This is a genomic window from gamma proteobacterium symbiont of Lampromicra miyakona, assembly GCF_059730895.1.
On sequence record NZ_AP035933.1, the window covers coordinates 188,215 to 204,651 of the forward strand.

12 protein-coding genes are annotated in these 16,437 nt (G+C 59.6%); 9 read left to right on the forward strand and 3 right to left on the reverse strand.

The features are described from left to right. Positions 1-328: 328 nt before the first annotated feature. The 4 genes from AC6I8P_RS20390 to AC6I8P_RS20405 all read left to right on the forward strand — a co-directional run bounded on the left by AC6I8P_RS20390 (position 329) and on the right by AC6I8P_RS20405 (position 4,594). Entirely contained in the window at positions 329-1,222 is an 894-nt protein-coding gene (locus AC6I8P_RS20390) for a MurR/RpiR family transcriptional regulator (RefSeq protein ID WP_058770525.1), read from the forward strand. A 208-nt stretch (positions 1,223-1,430) separates the two neighbouring features. After that, positions 1,431-2,345, forward strand: a complete 915-nt coding sequence (locus AC6I8P_RS20395; RefSeq protein ID WP_394521918.1) for an alpha/beta fold hydrolase — start codon at positions 1,431-1,433, stop codon at positions 2,343-2,345. A gap of 131 nt (positions 2,346-2,476) precedes the next feature. Then, positions 2,477-3,073 carry a TetR/AcrR family transcriptional regulator gene (locus AC6I8P_RS20400; protein ID WP_058770527.1) on the forward strand — a complete coding sequence of 199 codons (597 nt, stop codon included), beginning with the start codon at positions 2,477-2,479 and terminating at the stop codon, positions 3,071-3,073. 48 nt (positions 3,074-3,121) lie between these two features. After that, the gene (locus AC6I8P_RS20405; protein WP_498008396.1) at positions 3,122-4,594 is read left to right on the forward strand and encodes an MFS transporter; all 1,473 of its coding nucleotides are present in this window, start codon (positions 3,122-3,124) and stop codon (positions 4,592-4,594) included. A gap of 55 nt (positions 4,595-4,649) precedes the next feature. Here the strand turns inward: AC6I8P_RS20405 and AC6I8P_RS20410 are convergent, their stop codons facing one another. After that, the gene (locus tag AC6I8P_RS20410) at positions 4,650-6,830 is read right to left on the reverse strand and encodes a TonB-dependent siderophore receptor (protein WP_498031302.1); all 2,181 of its coding nucleotides are present in this window, start codon (positions 6,828-6,830) and stop codon (positions 4,650-4,652) included. A 492-nt stretch (positions 6,831-7,322) separates the two neighbouring features. Here AC6I8P_RS20410 and AC6I8P_RS20415 point away from each other — a divergent pair, with 492 nt between their 5' ends. From AC6I8P_RS20415 to AC6I8P_RS20430, 4 genes are read left to right on the forward strand one after another with little or no spacing between them, the layout of a single operon-like run. Continuing rightward, complete coding sequence (locus tag AC6I8P_RS20415; protein WP_021509534.1) at positions 7,323-8,219, forward strand: ABC transporter substrate-binding protein; 897 nt, start codon at positions 7,323-7,325, stop codon at positions 8,217-8,219. Next, entirely contained in the window at positions 8,216-9,139 is a 924-nt protein-coding gene (locus tag AC6I8P_RS20420; protein WP_021509533.1) for an amino acid ABC transporter permease, read from the forward strand. Before AC6I8P_RS20415 ends, AC6I8P_RS20420 begins: the two co-directional genes overlap by 4 nt. After that, the gene (locus tag AC6I8P_RS20425; protein ID WP_058758829.1) at positions 9,132-9,893 is read left to right on the forward strand and encodes an amino acid ABC transporter ATP-binding protein; all 762 of its coding nucleotides are present in this window, start codon (positions 9,132-9,134) and stop codon (positions 9,891-9,893) included. The genes AC6I8P_RS20420 and AC6I8P_RS20425 overlap by 8 nt, the downstream gene beginning before the upstream one ends. Positions 9,894-9,927: 34 nt before the next feature. After that, complete coding sequence (locus tag AC6I8P_RS20430; RefSeq protein ID WP_498031343.1) at positions 9,928-12,240, forward strand: molybdopterin-dependent oxidoreductase; 2,313 nt, start codon at positions 9,928-9,930, stop codon at positions 12,238-12,240. Here AC6I8P_RS20430 and aptA read toward each other — a convergent pair. Further along, positions 12,233-13,564, reverse strand: coding sequence for an omega-aminotransferase AptA (gene aptA, locus AC6I8P_RS20435; RefSeq protein WP_150360213.1), 1,332 nt, complete (start codon positions 13,562-13,564; stop codon positions 12,233-12,235). The two genes, AC6I8P_RS20430 and aptA, sit on opposite strands and share 8 nt — an antisense overlap. Positions 13,565-13,663: 99 nt before the next feature. Here aptA and AC6I8P_RS20440 point away from each other — a divergent pair, with 99 nt between their 5' ends. Then, on the forward strand, positions 13,664-14,581 hold the full coding sequence (locus tag AC6I8P_RS20440) for a LysR family transcriptional regulator (RefSeq protein ID WP_481658150.1): 918 nt from the start codon (positions 13,664-13,666) through the stop codon (positions 14,579-14,581). 174 nt (positions 14,582-14,755) lie between these two features. Here the strand turns inward: AC6I8P_RS20440 and betA are convergent, their stop codons facing one another. Further along, positions 14,756-16,435: a choline dehydrogenase gene (gene betA, locus AC6I8P_RS20445; protein ID WP_021509528.1), complete on the reverse strand. Its 1,680-nt coding sequence runs from the start codon at positions 16,433-16,435 to the stop codon at positions 14,756-14,758. Positions 16,436-16,437 lie beyond the last annotated feature (2 nt).

Here is a 16,437-nt window from a genome sequence, read left to right on the forward strand (position 1 = left end):
AGGACATTCGCGGCCCGGCATTGTTATGCCATCAGTCAGCGGAAAAAGGCGGCTGAGATGTAATTGAGAATCATTCAAACATGAAAAAATGTAGTAGTAAACGTAAATGATGGTGTGGATACTACAGCAGAACGCGGCAGAAACTTTTGAACCGGGATTGTCAGAAAAGTTATTTTAAATCAGCTTATTATTTATTTTATAGCGTTTGAAGTTGGCCGGGTTAAGCCAGGCGCGAAGGGAGTGGGCAGCGGTAGCGGCGCAAATTTTTACTACAAGCCGGCCTGCCGACGCGGTTCACAACGATGCGATATTACTAACAGGCAACATAATGGCGGCAAATAACATTAAAAATCGGGTGGATGTATTCGGTGAACGCTACCGTGCGCGCGTCACGACATTATCGGCCAGCCTGCAAACGGTGGCGCGATATATCCACGAACATCGTGAGGCTATATTAGACGCGACTGCATTGGATATCGCCCAGGCCACCCAAACCTCTGACGCCACCGTGGTGCGCACCGTGCAGGCGCTGGGCTTTGCCGGTTTGCGCGATCTGAAAACCACGCTGGCCGCATGGTTTGGTCCGGCGCAAAACTCGGAAGAGAAGATGAGCGCGACCATCAGCGAACTGTCGTGTGACATCAACTCCGGCATCGATTTTGTGCTGGGCGGCCATCAGCGCGCCTGCGAAGTACTGGCAGAACCGGTCAACCGTCAGGCGGTGGCGGCTGCGGTGACACTGCTGCTGGAAGCGCGTCAGGTGGCGCTGTTTGGCATCAACGCTTCCGGCATTCTGGCGGAGTACAGCGCGCGACTGTTCCGGCGCATCGGCCTGCCGGCGGTGACGCTTAACCGTGCCGGGATTGCGCTGGCAGAACAGCTGATAACGCTACAGCGCGGCGATGTACTGATCATGATGGCGCAGAAATCGGCGCACCGTGAGGGCATGACGACGCTGAAAGAGGCGCAGCGGCTGGGTATGCCGGTGATTCTGCTGACCCACGCGCTGGATTCGGCGTTTGCGCAGCAGGCGGATGTGGTGATTAACGTGCCGCGCGGCGGTGAAAATGGTCGCATGCCGCTGCACGGCACGGTGCTGGTGTGCCTCGAAATGCTGATTCTGGCGGTGGCCTCCGCCAGTTCGGCACGCACGGTTAAAACCATGAAACGCATTCAGGATCTCAATCGATCGCTGAAACCCACGTCGAAGAAGGCGGGATAACCGCATATCACTCAGGCGCGGCGGCGGGGCGATTCACTCCGCCGTTCGCTTCCGGATCTATTTCACAGACTCGCTTGCAAGGCGCGCGTGGCTGTCGTTAATATTAAGGAAATAAACATTTCCTTAATCAGTACGCGGTAACGGCGCGGTAGCGCAGAATCGCATCCAATAAGGAAACACTCTTTACCAAAATAGCCGGAGAACGCTTATGTCACTGCCTGCCCTGGACGCCGCGCCGCGCTGGTCACAGCCCGTCGATCACCTGCCGCAATTTAACCATGCTTACGCCACGGTCGCGGGCGTGCGGCTGCACTACGTCAGCGGTGGCAAGGTGCAGGGACCAGTGCTGGTACTGCTGGCGGGCTTTCCGCAGAGCTGGTTTGCCTGGCGTAAGGTGATGGCGCAGCTGGCGGCAGACTATTTCATCATTGCGCCGGATCTGCCCGGCCAGGGCGACTCCGACAAGCCTGCCAGCGGTTATGACACCACCTCGCTGGCGCACAGCGTGCAGGGATTGTTGCAGCAGTTAGGTGTTAAGCGTTACTTCCTGGCCGCGCATGACGTGGGTGCCTGGGTTGCCTGGCCGCTGGCGATGCTGCACGGTGATGCCATCAGCAAACTGGCGCTGCTGGATGCCGGCATTCCCGGCGTGACGCTGCCGGATGCGCTGCCTGCGACGCCGGACAAAGCCTGGAAAACCTGGCATTTTGCTTTTCACCTGTTGCCGGATCTGCCGGAAGCGCTGATCGCCGGTCGTGAAGCGCTCTATCTGCAGTGGTTTTTACAGCGCAAAGCAGCCAGCCCGATGGTGTTTGGTGACGAAGAGATGGCGGAATATGTGCGGCTGCTGCAGCAAAACGGCGCGCTGCGCGCCGGCATGGCGGCGTACCGTGAAGTCAGCACCTCTGCGGAGCAGAATCGTCAGTTGTTGCAAACCCGGGGCAAACTGGCGATCCCGCTGCTGGCGGTGAGCGCCGATCAGGGTTCGATTGCCGATATGGCCCAGCCGCTGCGCACTTTTGCGGCCGACGTCAGCGGTATTCGCCTCGCGCACTGTGGTCACTTTATCCCGGATGAGCAACCGCAGGCGCTGGCCGACGCGTTACGTCAGTTTTTTGTATGACGCATCACTTAACCCTGATTATCCATGTATAAGCGGCCGCGTCGTGAAGTGGCTGCGACTGACTTGCAATAGCCACTGCATTGCAGCTAAGATAGGAACCAGTTGGTTTATAATTACAGGGGAGGGCAGTGATGAAGAACCTGACCGTCATCGGTCGCCCGCGCGAGTTTGAGCTGGAAGAGGCCGCCCGCAGCGCCATGCACGTTTTCTGGGATCGCGGCTATGAAGCGGCGTCGCTACCGGATTTGATCGCCGGGACCGGTTTATCGCGCGGCAGTCTCTACAAGGCGTTCGGCGATAAAAAAGGGCTGCTGCTGGCCGCGCTGGATATCTACATGACCGAAGGTCTGAAAGCCACCTCGGATATTCTGGCGCAGCCCGGCGCGGTTAAAGCGGCGATTCGCGCCTCGCTGCTGCGTTATGCCGCGCTCTCCAGCGGTGAGAAAGGGCGGCGCGGTTGTCTGGTGGTGTCGCTCACCACCGAGATGGCCGCGCATGATGAACAGATTGCCGAACGCACGGGGCGCATGTTCCGGCGTTTGCAGCAGCTGTATGCGGCAACACTGGTGCGTGGTCAGCTGAGCGGAGAACTGCCCGAGCGTGATGAGCAGGTGCTGGCCCGCTTACTGGTTTGCCAGATTGAAGGGATGCGCATCCTCGGTAAAACCGGGGCAACGGAAGCTGAAATGAATGCCGTAGTGGACTGCACAATGCGTCTGCTCGACTAATTTTTTTATCCATATTGGAACCAATCGGTTCCTTAGTGAGGTGTTGTGATGTCCGATCCGCACGCGTTAAATCCCGAGCCACGCCGCTGGGCGATGTTTATCGTCCTGCTGACAGGCGCATTTTTACCCCCGCTGGACTTCTTTATTGTCAATGTGGCGCTGCCGTCGATTCAGAGCGATTTGGCCACGTCCGGCTCGGCGGAGCAATTTGTCATCTCGTCCTATGCCGGGTTTTATGCCGTCACGCTGATCACCGGTGGCCGCCTCGGCGATCTGTTTGGCCGCGGGCGCATGTTCTTCGTTGGCCTGACCGGTTTTGCGGCGGCTTCTGCGCTGTGTGGCTTTGCCTGGTCATCGGGCGCGCTGATCGCTGGTCGCGTGCTGCAGGGCATCACTGCAGCGATTATGGCACCGCAGGCGCTGGCCTCGATTCAGGCGATTTTCCCGGAGGCGGAGAAATCGCGCGCGCTGAGCCTGTACGGCGCGGTATTTGGTCTGGCCTCGGTGATCGGTCAGGCGCTGGGCGGCATCCTGATCTCACTCAACCTGTTTAATAGCGGCTGGCGCGCCATTTTCCTGGTCAATCTGCCGGTGGCGCTGCTGGTGGTGCTGTTTGGCATCCCGTTGATTAAAGAGACGCGTGCTCAGCACGCGCGCAAGCTGGATTTTGGCGGAATGGGACTGTCGATGATGACGCTGGGTCTGCTGATCGTGCCGCTGATCGAAGGACGGGAAGCGGGCTGGCCGCTGTGGGCGTGGCTATCGCTGCTGCTGGTGCCGGTGCTGGGCACTCTGTTCTGGCGCTATGAAAGCCGGCTGGCAAAGCAGGGCGGCGATCCGCTGATCGATCCGGCGATTTTCAGCGTGCCGGGGCTGGGGCTGTCCCTGCTGCTGGCGCTGCTGTTCTACTCGATTGGCGTATTCTTCCTGCTGTTCTCGATCTATTTACAGGGCGCGCTGCATCAGGGCGTACTGAGCGCCGGGCTGATCTTTCTGCCCTTTGGTGCGGGTTTTCTGCTGGGGCCGCTATCCACGCCTTCTGCGCGACGGCTGATTGGGCCTTACGTTAACGCCACTGGGATGGTGCTGGAAGTGGTCGGCCTGCTGGGCCTGGCATGGCTGATGGCCAGCACGCCGGTTGGGATGTCACCAGCGGCGCTGCCGCTGGCTCTGGGACTGTTTGTGGTGGGGTTTGGCCAGGGGCTGGCGCTGCCGACGCTGATGCACATCGTCACCGGACGCGTGGCACCCGCCTGGGCCGGGATGATTGCCGGTATCGCCAGCTCCACCTTGCAACTGAGCACGGCGCTGAGCGTGGCCATTATCGGCGGGATCTTTTATGCCGTGCTGGGCACGGGCAAGGGGCCGGGAGAGATTACCCATGCCTTCATCGTGGCGATAGTGTGTATGTCGATCTGTCTGGCGGCCGGCGCGCTGTTGAGCATCCGGCTGGCGCGCAGGCCAGCCACACAGGCGGCGGTGCTTAAAACACGCCGGAGTTCCAACGCCTTGCGGGATTGATGGCTGAAGACTGGGTGTGATCATCCCCAGCACCTTACCCGATGGCGTCCATTCCTCAGAACGACATCGTGACACCGGCGTACCAGGCGCGGCCCGGTTCGTTATAGGTCGATGCCCCGGCATTTTCGCGATACACGCGCTTATCAAACAGGTTGTTGATACCGGCGTTGGCGCTGAGGTTTTTAGTGATGTCATAGTTGAGGTTCAGCCCGACAATGGAATACGGGCTGATTTCACGCTGCGACAGACCACGGCTGGCCTCGAGGCTGGTTTCCGCATACTGACGTGGCTTCTGCCGGCCGTATTGCGTCCAGTTGATGTTGGCGCTGAGCGCCTCGGTCGCCTGCCATTCCAGCTGCGAGTTGATGGTAAATTCAGGAATTACCGTCAGCGGGTTGCCGGTTTTTTTGCTCTCCGAGCGGAACATATAGGTGGCATTGGTGCGCCACTCCAGCGTGTCGGCGATCAGCGGGATGCTCAGATTGCCTTCCAGCCCTTCGACGATCGCTTTGCCGCCATTTTCCCAGCGCAGCAGGTTATACGAGCCGGTTGAAGCCACCGGCGTGGTGCCGGAGATGATTTTGTTTTTGTAATCATTGCGGAACCAGGTGATGCCCGCCACATAGCCCTGATTACTGAACTCAATGCCTACTTCTTTATTCACACTGATCTCGGGATCAAGGTCTTTGCTGCCCAGCAGGTAACAGCGTGACAGGCCAATCGGACAACCGTTGCCGCGCGTCGACAGGATATAGCCCTCAGTGGACTGATACAGGTTTGGCGCTTTAAAGGCGCGCGCAATACCGGCTTTCAGCGTGAAGTAATCACCGAGGCCCTGCGACAGGTTGAGGCTCGGGCTCCAGTTAGCGCCAAACTGATTGTGATAGTCAAAGCGCAGGCCGGGAATCACTTCGGTGGAGTCGGTGGCGGCGATGTTGTCTTCGAAATAGAGCGAGCTGATGGTGGCGCTGTTTTTACTGTCACGCTGCGAACCGTCGCTGGAAACGCCGCCGAAATCGACGCCCGGTGCGCTGGTGGCCTGTACCGAGGCCGGATCGTTAAGCTCATCGCGATTCCACTCAGCACCCAGCGTAACCGTTTGATCGACCAGCAGCTGCAGCGGGAAATTGATCTCGCCGCCGGCGCGATAGCTCTCCAGCCGGCTGGTAGCGTACGTATCGCTGTTGATCATCCCTTCGGTGCTGCCGCCGGAGCCTTCTTTCAGACGGGTATTGTTGGTTTTCTCATAGCTAAAGTTAAGCTTAGAGGTGCCCCAGTCCCAGATGCCGTTGTGCACCACTCCGTAGTTCTGGCGATACAGGCGGTTGGTTTCGCTGCCGTACAGCGCTTCCACCAGCCCGTTGGCGCTGGCATTGCTGTTGCTGTTTTGCGTGTCGCCGGCATAAATATTGCCCTGGCGGCTGTAGCCATAGCTGAAATCGATAATCTGCGTCGGGGTGATTTTCCACGACAGCACGCCGTTGATGTCTTTATTACGCACGCCTTCGCGTCCGGCGGCGTAAGCGCCATTTTGCGCGGTATTGATGTCGAAGGCGTCGGCATCCGTTTTGTTCAGGTTGCCGTACAGCCGCATGGTGAGTGCCTCACCGGCCAGCGGACCGCTGAGGTTGAAGTTCGCGCGGCGGGTGGCACCTTCCTTGTCATCTTCTGGCTGGTTAGTGAACAGCGACAGCGAACCGTGCCAGTCATTGGTCGGGCGTTTGGTAATAATGTTGACCACACCGCCGGCGGCACCGGAGCCATAACGGGCAGCGGCCGGACCGCGTATCACCTCAATGCGTTCCACCATTTCCGGTGGTACCCAGTTGGTATCCCCGCGTGAGTCGCGCTCACCGCGCCAGCTGTAACGCACCGAGTTACGGGAGGTGACCGGCACGCCATCGATCAGCACCAAAGTGTTTTCCGGGCCCATGCCGCGAATGTCGATCTGGCGATTATTACCGCGGCTGCCGCTGGCGCCGTTACCGGTGAGGTTAACGCCGGGCATTTTGCGGATGATGTCCGCGAGGTCGTTAACGGGCGGACTTTTTTTGATGTCTTCAGCGGTAATGGTGGAAACCCCCGGCTGCTGCTTCAGCTCCTGCTCTGCCGTCACAATCATCGACTCATCGTCGGCCAGCTTCTCCGTGGGTTCAGCGGCAAACACCGGTGAGGTTAACAGGCCCGCCAGGCACAGTGCGACCGGACGCTTTTTGCCACATACAGTTACATTCACTTATATCATCTCCCTGATGCGTTAACATTTGTAAGCAAATGCGCATGATAATGAGAATGGTTTGCATTGTATATTGGTGTGCAACTTCTTTACATTCCTGCGCAAATCGCCTCGACGGGCCGCTTTTTTGTCAGTTTTTGTCAGCAGGGCGATACGCTGGCTTAGACAGGAACGTTATGGCTAATAAGCAAATCATTCAGCATGGCAGGATAAGCAGGTGCCTGATTTGCGGTAACAATCTGATTTTTGCGCGATGAAAGGTCCGCATTCAGGCCTGCAAAGAACCCTATTGCCGGATTTCGGCAATAGATATCTGTTTTTCGCATTTGTGATCGCTGCCTATCTTCCTGAGAATGGCTGCGGGACGTTTTGAGGATGACAATCCTTTGCGCCGCGCGGCTTTACGCGACATGGGCAAAGGGAAAAATACATCGCTACCTCGACGCCTTTTCCCTGCCGGGAAACATTTTAAATATCAGGAGAAAGGTTCCAGTGAAATTCGCAAAAGGTATCACCCTTTTCGCACTCGCTCTCAGTGCGCACACCGCGTTTGCCGCCGAACAATCCGTCCCAACCGACAGCTCACTGCATGTACAGGCTGATGCCGCGCTGAAAAGCCTGGTGCCCGCCGACGTGGCGAAGCGTGGCTATATTGTGGCAGGAACCAACCCAAACACGCCGCCCACCACCTTCTATAAAGAAGACAATAAAACGCTGGCCGGCCGTGAAATTGACATCATGAACGCGGTCGGTGAGCGTCTCGGCATTCAGGTGCAGTGGCGTGATACCGGCGGCTTCGACAACATCATTCCGGGACTGAAAACCGGCCGCTACGATGTGGCCTTGTCCAACATCAACGCCACGCCGGCGCGCGCCAAAATTATCGACTTCGTGAGTTACTACGACGCCAGCCGTCTCGGCATTATTTCGCGGAAAGACGCCAACGTCGCGCCGTTCAAAACCCTCGACGAGGTGTGCGGTAAAGAAGTCGGCGCCGGTTCCGGCACCACTCAGGTGACCCGTCTGGAAGAGGCCAGCAAAGCCTGTGAAGCGGCCGGGAAAAAACCGATTAAAGTGTCAGTGTTCCCGGATCGCCCGGCGGGTGTTCAGGCCGTGGTCAGCGGGCGTGTGCCGATGTTCCTCGGTCCGTACGAAGGCCTGTTGTGGCAGGTGAAAGTGATCAAACCGCTGACCATGAGCGGCGAAATCACCGTGCATGATGCGCCGGTATCGGTCGCCTTCCCGAAAGATTCCGCGCTTGAACCTGCCGTACAGGCAGCGCTGAACTCGCTGATTAAAGATGGCAGCTACCAGAAGATCCTGGATAACTGGGGCATCGGCTTTGGCGCGGTTAAAGAGTCAAAACGTAATCAGGATATCTTTCAATGAGTGACTTTCACGACCACACCGACGATCTGAAAATCGTCGGTAAACGCTACTACGGACGCTGGCTCAGTGCGCTGGTGGTGCTGTTGTGCGTGGTGGCGATGGCGCATTCGATGATCAACAATCCGCGCTTCGAATGGGGCGTGATTGCGGAAAACTTCACCGGCGAGTCAATCCTGCAGGGCGTGCTGATGACGCTGCAGCTGACAGCGATTTCGGTGGTGCTGGGCTTCGCCTTTGGCACGGTGCTGGCGCTGATGCGCCTGTCATCCAACCCGGTGCTGGTCGGCGTCAGCTGGTTCTATACCTGGTTTTTCCGCGGCGTGCCGATGCTGGTACAGCTGTTCCTGTGGTACAACATCGCGGCGCTGTACCCGACCATTTCGCTGTCGCTGCCGGGTCTGGGTGAGATCTGGAGTACCCAGTCTAATGCGCTGGTCAGCCCGTTCAGCGCGGCGGTGATCGCGCTGGTAATGCATCAGTCTGCCTATGCGGCTGAGATCGTGCGCGCCGGGATTCAGAGCGTTGGCAACGGCCAGCTGGAAGCCGCCCGTGCGCTGGGTTACCGTCCGGCGCAGATTTTCCGCCATACCGTACTGCCGCAGGCGATGCGCGCTATCATGCCGCCGGCCGGTAACGAAATCATCGGCCAGCTGAAAACCACGGCGGTGGTATCGGTGATCTCCCTGCAGGATGTGCTGTTTTCGGCGCAGATCATCTATCAGCGCACCTATGAAGTGATCCCGCTGCTGCTGGTGGCGACGCTGTGGTATCTGCTGATGACTTCGGTACTGTCGGTTGGTCAGTTCTACGTCGAGCGCTACTTTGGCCGTGGCGTCACGCGCCGTGAAAAGCGCAGTTTACTCAAGTCGCTGCCCGGTTTCTCCGCGCCTAAAGCCGAAAGGAGCGTAAGCAATGGCTGAAGCGATCGCCTTACGTAAGGTGACCAAACGTTTTTCCGGCGTCACTATTCTGGATGAAGTTAATCTTGATATCCCGGCTGGCTCGGTGACGGTGATCCTCGGACCGTCCGGCTCAGGCAAATCGACGCTGTTGCGCTGCATTAATCATCTGGAAAAACTGGATGGCGGCACGATTCGTATCGGTGGCGAGATCATCGGTTACAAGCAGAAAGGCCAGGCGCTGCACGAGCTGAGCAGCAGCGAGATTGCGCGTCAGCGTGCCGAAATCGGCATGGTGTTTCAGCAGTTCAACCTGTTCCCGCACCGCACCGTGCTGCAAAACATTGTCGATGCGCCGATGCGGGTGAAAAAACAGAGCCGCCAGCAGGCGACCAGCAAAGCGCTGTCGCTGCTTAAGCAGGTGGGTCTGGCCGGGCGCGAAGAAGAGTGGCCGCAGAATCTCTCCGGTGGTCAGCAGCAGCGCGTGGCAATCGCCCGTGCGCTGGCGATGGATCCCGGCGTGATGCTGTTTGATGAGCCCACGTCTGCGCTCGATCCGGAACTGGTGGGTGAAGTGCTGCAGGTGATCAAACAGCTGGCGCACTCCGGCATCACCATGGTGATCGTGACGCACGAGATCGGTTTTGCGCGCGAGGTGGCCGATAACATCGTGTTTATGGAAGGCGGGCGGATTGTGGCGGCGGGGCCGACGCAGCAGGTGCTCGACGATCCGGAAAACGGACGGGTAAGAAACTTTATTGCAACGGTGCTGTAAGCACCGTTTTTCATTTTTGACTCCAGGAAGCATGATGACGCAAAAACCGGTGATGCACAGCGCCCACTGGGGTGCTTTTACTGCCCGCCAGCAGGGCGATCGGCTGACCATCGAACCGTTTCACGGCGATCCCGATCCCAGCCCGCTGCTGCAAAACTTTTACAATGTCCTGTATCACCCGGCGCGCGTGGCGCAACCGATGGTGCGCCGTGGCTGGCTGGAAAATGGGCCCGGCGCGGATCCACGTCGCGGTAATGACGACTATGTGGCGGTGAGCTGGGAGCAGGCTTACACGCTGGTGGCGCGCGAACTGCAGCGCGTCGGTGATGCGTATGGGCCGGAAGGCATTTTTGGTGGCTCATATGGCTGGTCAAGTGCCGGCCGTTTTCATCACGCGCAGAGCCAGGTGCACCGCTTTCTTAACACGGTGATGGGTGGCTATGTGCGCTCGGTGAACAGCTACAGTTCCGGTTCGGCTTCGGTGCTGTTACCGCATATCGTCGGCGACATGAATGAGATCGCCCGCCGCGGCGTCAGCTGGGAAGAGATCGCCCGGCATAGCGAGATCGTGCTGGCGTTCGGCGGCCTGGCGCTGAAAAACTCGCAGGTGGCAAGCGGTGGTCTGAGCGAACATACCGAACGCGGCTTTATGCAGCAGGCGGCAGAGCGCGGCGCACGCTTTATTTCGGTGAGCCCGTTGCAGAGCGATCTGCCCGATGAGGCGCAGGGAGAGTGGCTGGCGCTGCGCCCCGGTACCGATGCGGCCTTCATTCTCGGTCTGCTGTCGGTGCTGATTGACGAGCAGCGCACCGATGAGGCTTTCCTCGCGCGTTACACCGTCGGCTGGCAGCAAATGGTCGCCTATATTCGCGGCGAAGAGGACGGTACGCGACGCGACGCGCAGTGGGCGGCTGAGATTTGTGGCGTCAGCGCGGCAAAAATCACCGATTTTGCCCGTCAGCTGCACGGCAAGCGCGTGCTGGTTACCGTGGCGCACGCGTTGCAGCGCGCGGAACACGGAGAGCAACCGGTATGGCTGGGGCTGGTGCTGGCGGCCGCGCTGGGCCAGCCGGGGCTGCCGGGCGGTGGATACACCTATGCGCTCGGCGCACTCGGCCATTACGGTAAGCATCATAATCTGGTGAGTTTCCCGGCGCTGCCGCAGGGCAGGAACGGTATTGACCGGCTGATTCCGGTGGCGCGCATCGCCGATATGCTGCTGCATCCCGGCACGCAGTTTGATTACAACGGCCGGCGTCTGACCTATCCGCACATCCGTCTGGCCTACTGGGCGGGCGGCAATCCGTTCCATCATCATCAGGATCTGGCGCGGCTGCGGCAGGCGTTTTGCCAGCTGGATACGCTGATTGTGCACGAGACCGCGTGGACCGCCAGCGCGCGCCATGCGGATATCGTGCTGCCTGCCACCATGACGCTGGAGCGTGAAGATATCGGCGGTGCGCCGACCGATCGTCATCTGTTTGCCATGCAGCCGGTGGCGCAACCTTACGCGCAGGCGCAGGATGACTACACCATTTTTGCTGAACTGGCGCGTCGTTTAGGCCGTGAAGAGGCATTCACCGAAGGACGCGACGCCCGCGGCTGGCTGCGCCATCACTATGCGCAGCTGCAGGAAAAACTGGCCGCGCATCAGGTGACGATTCCTGACTTCGACCAGTTCTGGCTGCAGGGTGTGATTGAACTGCCGCAGCTGAAAGATGGCGGGCGGATGATCAATGCGTTTCGGGCCGATCCGGCGGCGGCACCGCTACCGACGCCGAGCGGCAAAATCGAAATCTTTTCCGCCACCATCGCCAGCTTTGGCTATGAAAATTGCCCCGGCCATCCGGTGTGGCGCGCGCAGCAGCAGCAGCCGGATGCGGAACATCCGCTGTGGTTGATCGCGAATCAGCCGGCCACGCGTCTGCACAGCCAGTTGGATTTTGGTGACTACAGCCTGAGCGGCAAACGCGAAGGACGTGAGGTGTGCAGCCTGCATCCACACGATGCCGCCGCGCGCGGCATTACCGACGGCGACATTATCGAGTTGTACAATCAGCGCGGTCACGTGCTGGCCAGCGCTCGCGTTACCGAAAGCATTATGCCGGGTGTGGTGCAGTTGCCGACCGGCGCCTGGTACGATCCGGTCGATCCCACCGCGCTGCGACCGCTGTGCCGCCACGGCAATCCGAATGTGCTGACGCTGGATATCGGCACTTCATCGCTGGCGCAGGGCTGTAGCGGACAAATCACCGTGGTGCAGCTGCGCAAATACCGCGGCGAACTGACGCCGGTGCAGGCATTTATTCCGCCGCAGCCGGTCAGCTACAGCACTGAGATTATCTGAGGCCGTGCAGGGCTTCGCCTACCGCATCAAATAGCCGGTCCAGTTCGGCCGGCTGGGTATCAAACATCGGGCCGAACTGCAGCGTATCGCCACCAAAGCGAACGTAAAAGCCGGCTTTCCACAGCGCCATGCCCGCTTCAAACGGCCGCACGGTCGCGTCGCCTTCACGGGGTGCCAGCTGAATGGCACCGACCAGCCCGCAGTTGCGGATATCCACCACCTGCGGACAATCGCGCAGCCCGTGCAGCGCGCGTTCAAAATGCGGTGCCAGTTCGGCCGACTGGCTAATCAGCGCCTCGTTTTCCAGCACGTCCAGCGTCGCCAGCGCGGCCGCGCAGGCCACCGGATGCGCCGAATAGGTGTAGCCGTGCGCAAACTCAACCGCGTGCTGCGGCAGCGGCTGAGACATAAAGGTGTGATAGATTTCGCTGCTGGCCACCACGCCGCCCAGCGGAATGGCACCGTTGGTAATCTGTTTGGCGAAGTTGAGCAGATCCGGTGTGACGCCAAAATACTCCGCGCCGCTCCAGCGTCCCATGCGGCCAAAGCCGGTGATCACCTCGTCAAAAATCAGCAAAATATCGTGCTGCGTACAGATCTCACGCAGGCGCTGCAGGTAGCCGTGCGGCGGAATAATCGCGCCGGCGGATCCGGACAGCGGTTCGACAATCAGCGCGGCAATAGTCGAAGCATCATGCAGTTCAATCAGCTTCAGCATCTCGTCCGCCAGCTCCTCGCCGCCCGTGGCGGGCTGGCCGGGGGTGAACGCCAGCTCTGGCTGCAGCGTATGCGGCAGGTGATCAACCTCCAGCAGCTGACCAAAGGCCTTACGGTTGCCGCCAATTCCACCAAGGCTGGTGCCGCCGATGTTCACGCCGTGATAGCCGCGCGCGCGACCAATCAGCCGGGTTTTATTGGGCTGGCCTTTGGCCCGCCACCAGGCGCGCGCCATTTTCACCGCAGTATCCGCCGACTCCGACCCCGAACCGGTAAAGAACACATGGTTGAGATTGCCGGGCATCAGGCTGGCGATGCGCTCGGCCAGCTGAAACGACAGCGGATGGCCGTACTGAAAGCCCGGCGAGTAATCCAGCGTACCGAGTTGCTGCGCGACTGCCTGCTGGATTTCACGGCGCGTGTGGCCCGCGCCGCAGGTCCATAAACCGGACAGACTATCGAAAATCTGACGGCCGTCGCCATCGGTCAGCCAGTGGCCGTGCGCGGCGACAATAAAACGGGGATCCTGCTGAAAATAGCGGTTAGCAGTGAACGGCATCCAGTGCGCCTGTAAATTCAGGTCGGCGGTATTGATCGGCTGTGACATCGGGTTTTCTCCGGCGGGTGATAAGCAGAGTTTGCAATCCACCGCCGGTTAAGTTAAATGCTAATTAACTTGTCTTCACTTATGGATTTACTCACCTGAATGAAAAAGAAAACGCTGGCCCAGGTGACCGACTTCGACCTCAGACTGCTGCGCGTTTTCAAAACCGTCAGCGAGTGCGGCAGCTTTTCCGCCGCCGAAAGCCTGCTCGGCATTACGCGCTCGGCCATCAGCCTGCACATGAGCGATCTGGAAAAACGGCTGGGCATGCGCCTGTGCCAGCGCGGTCGCGCCGGGTTTGCGCTCACTGAGGAAGGGCGTGAAATTTTACGACACAGTGAGACCATGATGGCGGCGGTGGAAGATTTTCGCCAGCAGGTGAACCAGATGCATCAGCAGCTGCGCGGGGAGTTCAACATCGGCATCATCAATAATCTGGTGACGCAGCCGCGCATGCGTCTCACCCATGCACTGGCGGCGCTGCGGGAGAGCGGGGCAGGGATTCGTATCAACATCAGTATGTTAACCGCAGCGGACATCGAGCGGGGTCTGCTGGAAGGGCGCCTGCACATGGGTGCGCTGCCGATGGCGGCACCGGTCTCCGGGCTGGCGTACGCACAGCTGTATGATGAACATGCGCAGCTCTATTGCAGCCACGCGCACCCGCTGTTTAACCAGGCGGAGCGGCCGGAACACCACGCGCTGGCGGCCTGCGATGCAATAGCGCCGCTGTTTCGCATGCCGGCGGAGGCGATTGTGCTGCATCAGCAGCTGAACTGCAGTGCCACCGCTTCCGATCGCGAAGGGATCGCGTTTCTCATTCTCACCGGGCGCTATATCGGTTTCCTGCCGGACCACTACGCCGCGCAGTGGGTGGAGAAAAAGCAGATGCGCGCCCTCGCGCCACAGCAGTTCCATTACCACAGTCAAATCGCGCTCGTTACGCGCCAGGGCTCGCGTCACAACGCCATCCTGCAACGCTTTTTGCAGGCGCTGGCGCTGGACAAGCCCGGCGCTTAGCGGAGGCGCTAAGGTATTCTAGTTACAACATACTGTTAGGTTGCTACATCAACCCAGGTACCAGCACCGTGCGGCGCAAAGTCTGACAGGCCTTGATGGCAGTCGGGGTGACGAGAGAGAAGAGGGCGAAAAAAAGGGGAGAACCGTACGTTCTCCCCCTGAGACATCACTGCTTTATGCGCGCAGCGGCTCGCCGCGCACCGGGCGATCGCCCGCCACGAAGTAGTCCGCTTCGCTGCGCGGCAGCGGCTGGCGACCACGAATGTTGTCGGCGATCTTCTCACCAATCATGATGGTGGTGGCGTTCAGGTTACCGGTGATGATCAGCGGCATGATTGAGGCGTCGACCACGCGCAGCCCCTGCAGGCCGTGTACGCGACCTTCGCCATCCACAACCGCCATCTCATCGCTGCCCATTTTACAGGTGCCGCACGGATGGTAAGCGGTCTCAGCATGGTTGCGCACAAACTCATCCAGCTGCTCGTCGCTCTGGCACTCCAGCCCCGGACTGATCTCTTTGCCGCGATACTTATCCAGCGCCGGCTGGTTGATGATTTGCCGCGTGATGCGGATGGCATCGCGGAACTCATGCCAGTCCTGCTCGTGCGCCATGTAGTTGAACAGAATCGCCGGATGCCGGCGCGGATCGCGCGACTTAATGCGCACGTGACCGCGGCTTGGCGAACGCATCGAACCGACGTGACACTGGAAGCCATGCGCTTCTACCGCATTCGAGCCGTTGTAGTTAATCGCCACCGGCAGGAAGTGGTACTGAATGTTGGGCCAGGCAAACTCTTCCCGGCTGCGGATAAAGCCACCGCCTTCAAACTGGTTGCTGGCGCCGATACCGGTGCCTTTGAATAGCCACTCGGCACCGATTTTCGGCTGGTTCCACCACTTCAGGGCCGGATAGAGCGATACCGGCTCTTTGCACTCGTACTGCAGGTACATCTCCAGATGATCCTGCAGGTTTTCACCGACGCCCGGCAGATCATGCACCAGCGGGATGTCGTGCTGCTTCAGCAATGCCGCCGCGCCAACGCCGGAGCGCTGCAGAATCTGCGGCGAGGCGATAGCACCTGCGCACAGCAGCACTTCACGCCGCGCATGCACGGTGTGCGACGTATCGCTGGCGCCGTGCAGATACTGCACGCCGACCGCGCGTTTGCCCTCGAACAGAATGCGATCGGTGGTGGCGTGGGTGATGATTTTCAGGTTCGGACGCTGTTTTGCCGTATCCAGATAACCGCGCGCGGTGCTGGAGCGGCGGCCCTGCGGCGTCACGAAACGGTCCATCGGACCAAATCCTTCCTGCTGATAACCGTTGAGATCGTCGGTGCGCGGATAGCCCGCCTGCACGCCGGCTTCAATCATCGCGGCGAACAGCGGGTTGTTGCCAGGCTTACAGGTGGTGATGCTCACCGGGCCTTCGCCACCGTGATAATCATTAGCACCGATATCGCGCGTTTCCGACTTGCGGTAGTAGGGCAGGCAGTCGCGGTAAGTCCAGTTTTCCAGTCCCGGCTGCTGCGCCCAGTTGTCGAGATCCATGGCGTTACCGCGGATGTAGCACATGCCATTGATCAGCGACGAACCGCCCAGCCCTTTACCGCGTCCGCACTCCATGCGGCGGTTATTCATGTGCGGCTCAGGCTCGGTTTCGTACGCCCAGTTGTAGCGTTTGCCCTGTAACGGCCAGGCCAGCGCCGCCGGCATTTGCGTGCGGAAATCAAAGCGGTAATCGGGACCGCCGGCCTCCAGCAGCAGGACGTTCACGCTGCTGTCTTCGGTCAGTCTTGTTGCCAAAACGTTCCCTGCGGATCCGGCTCCGATAATGATGTAATCAAATTCCATTA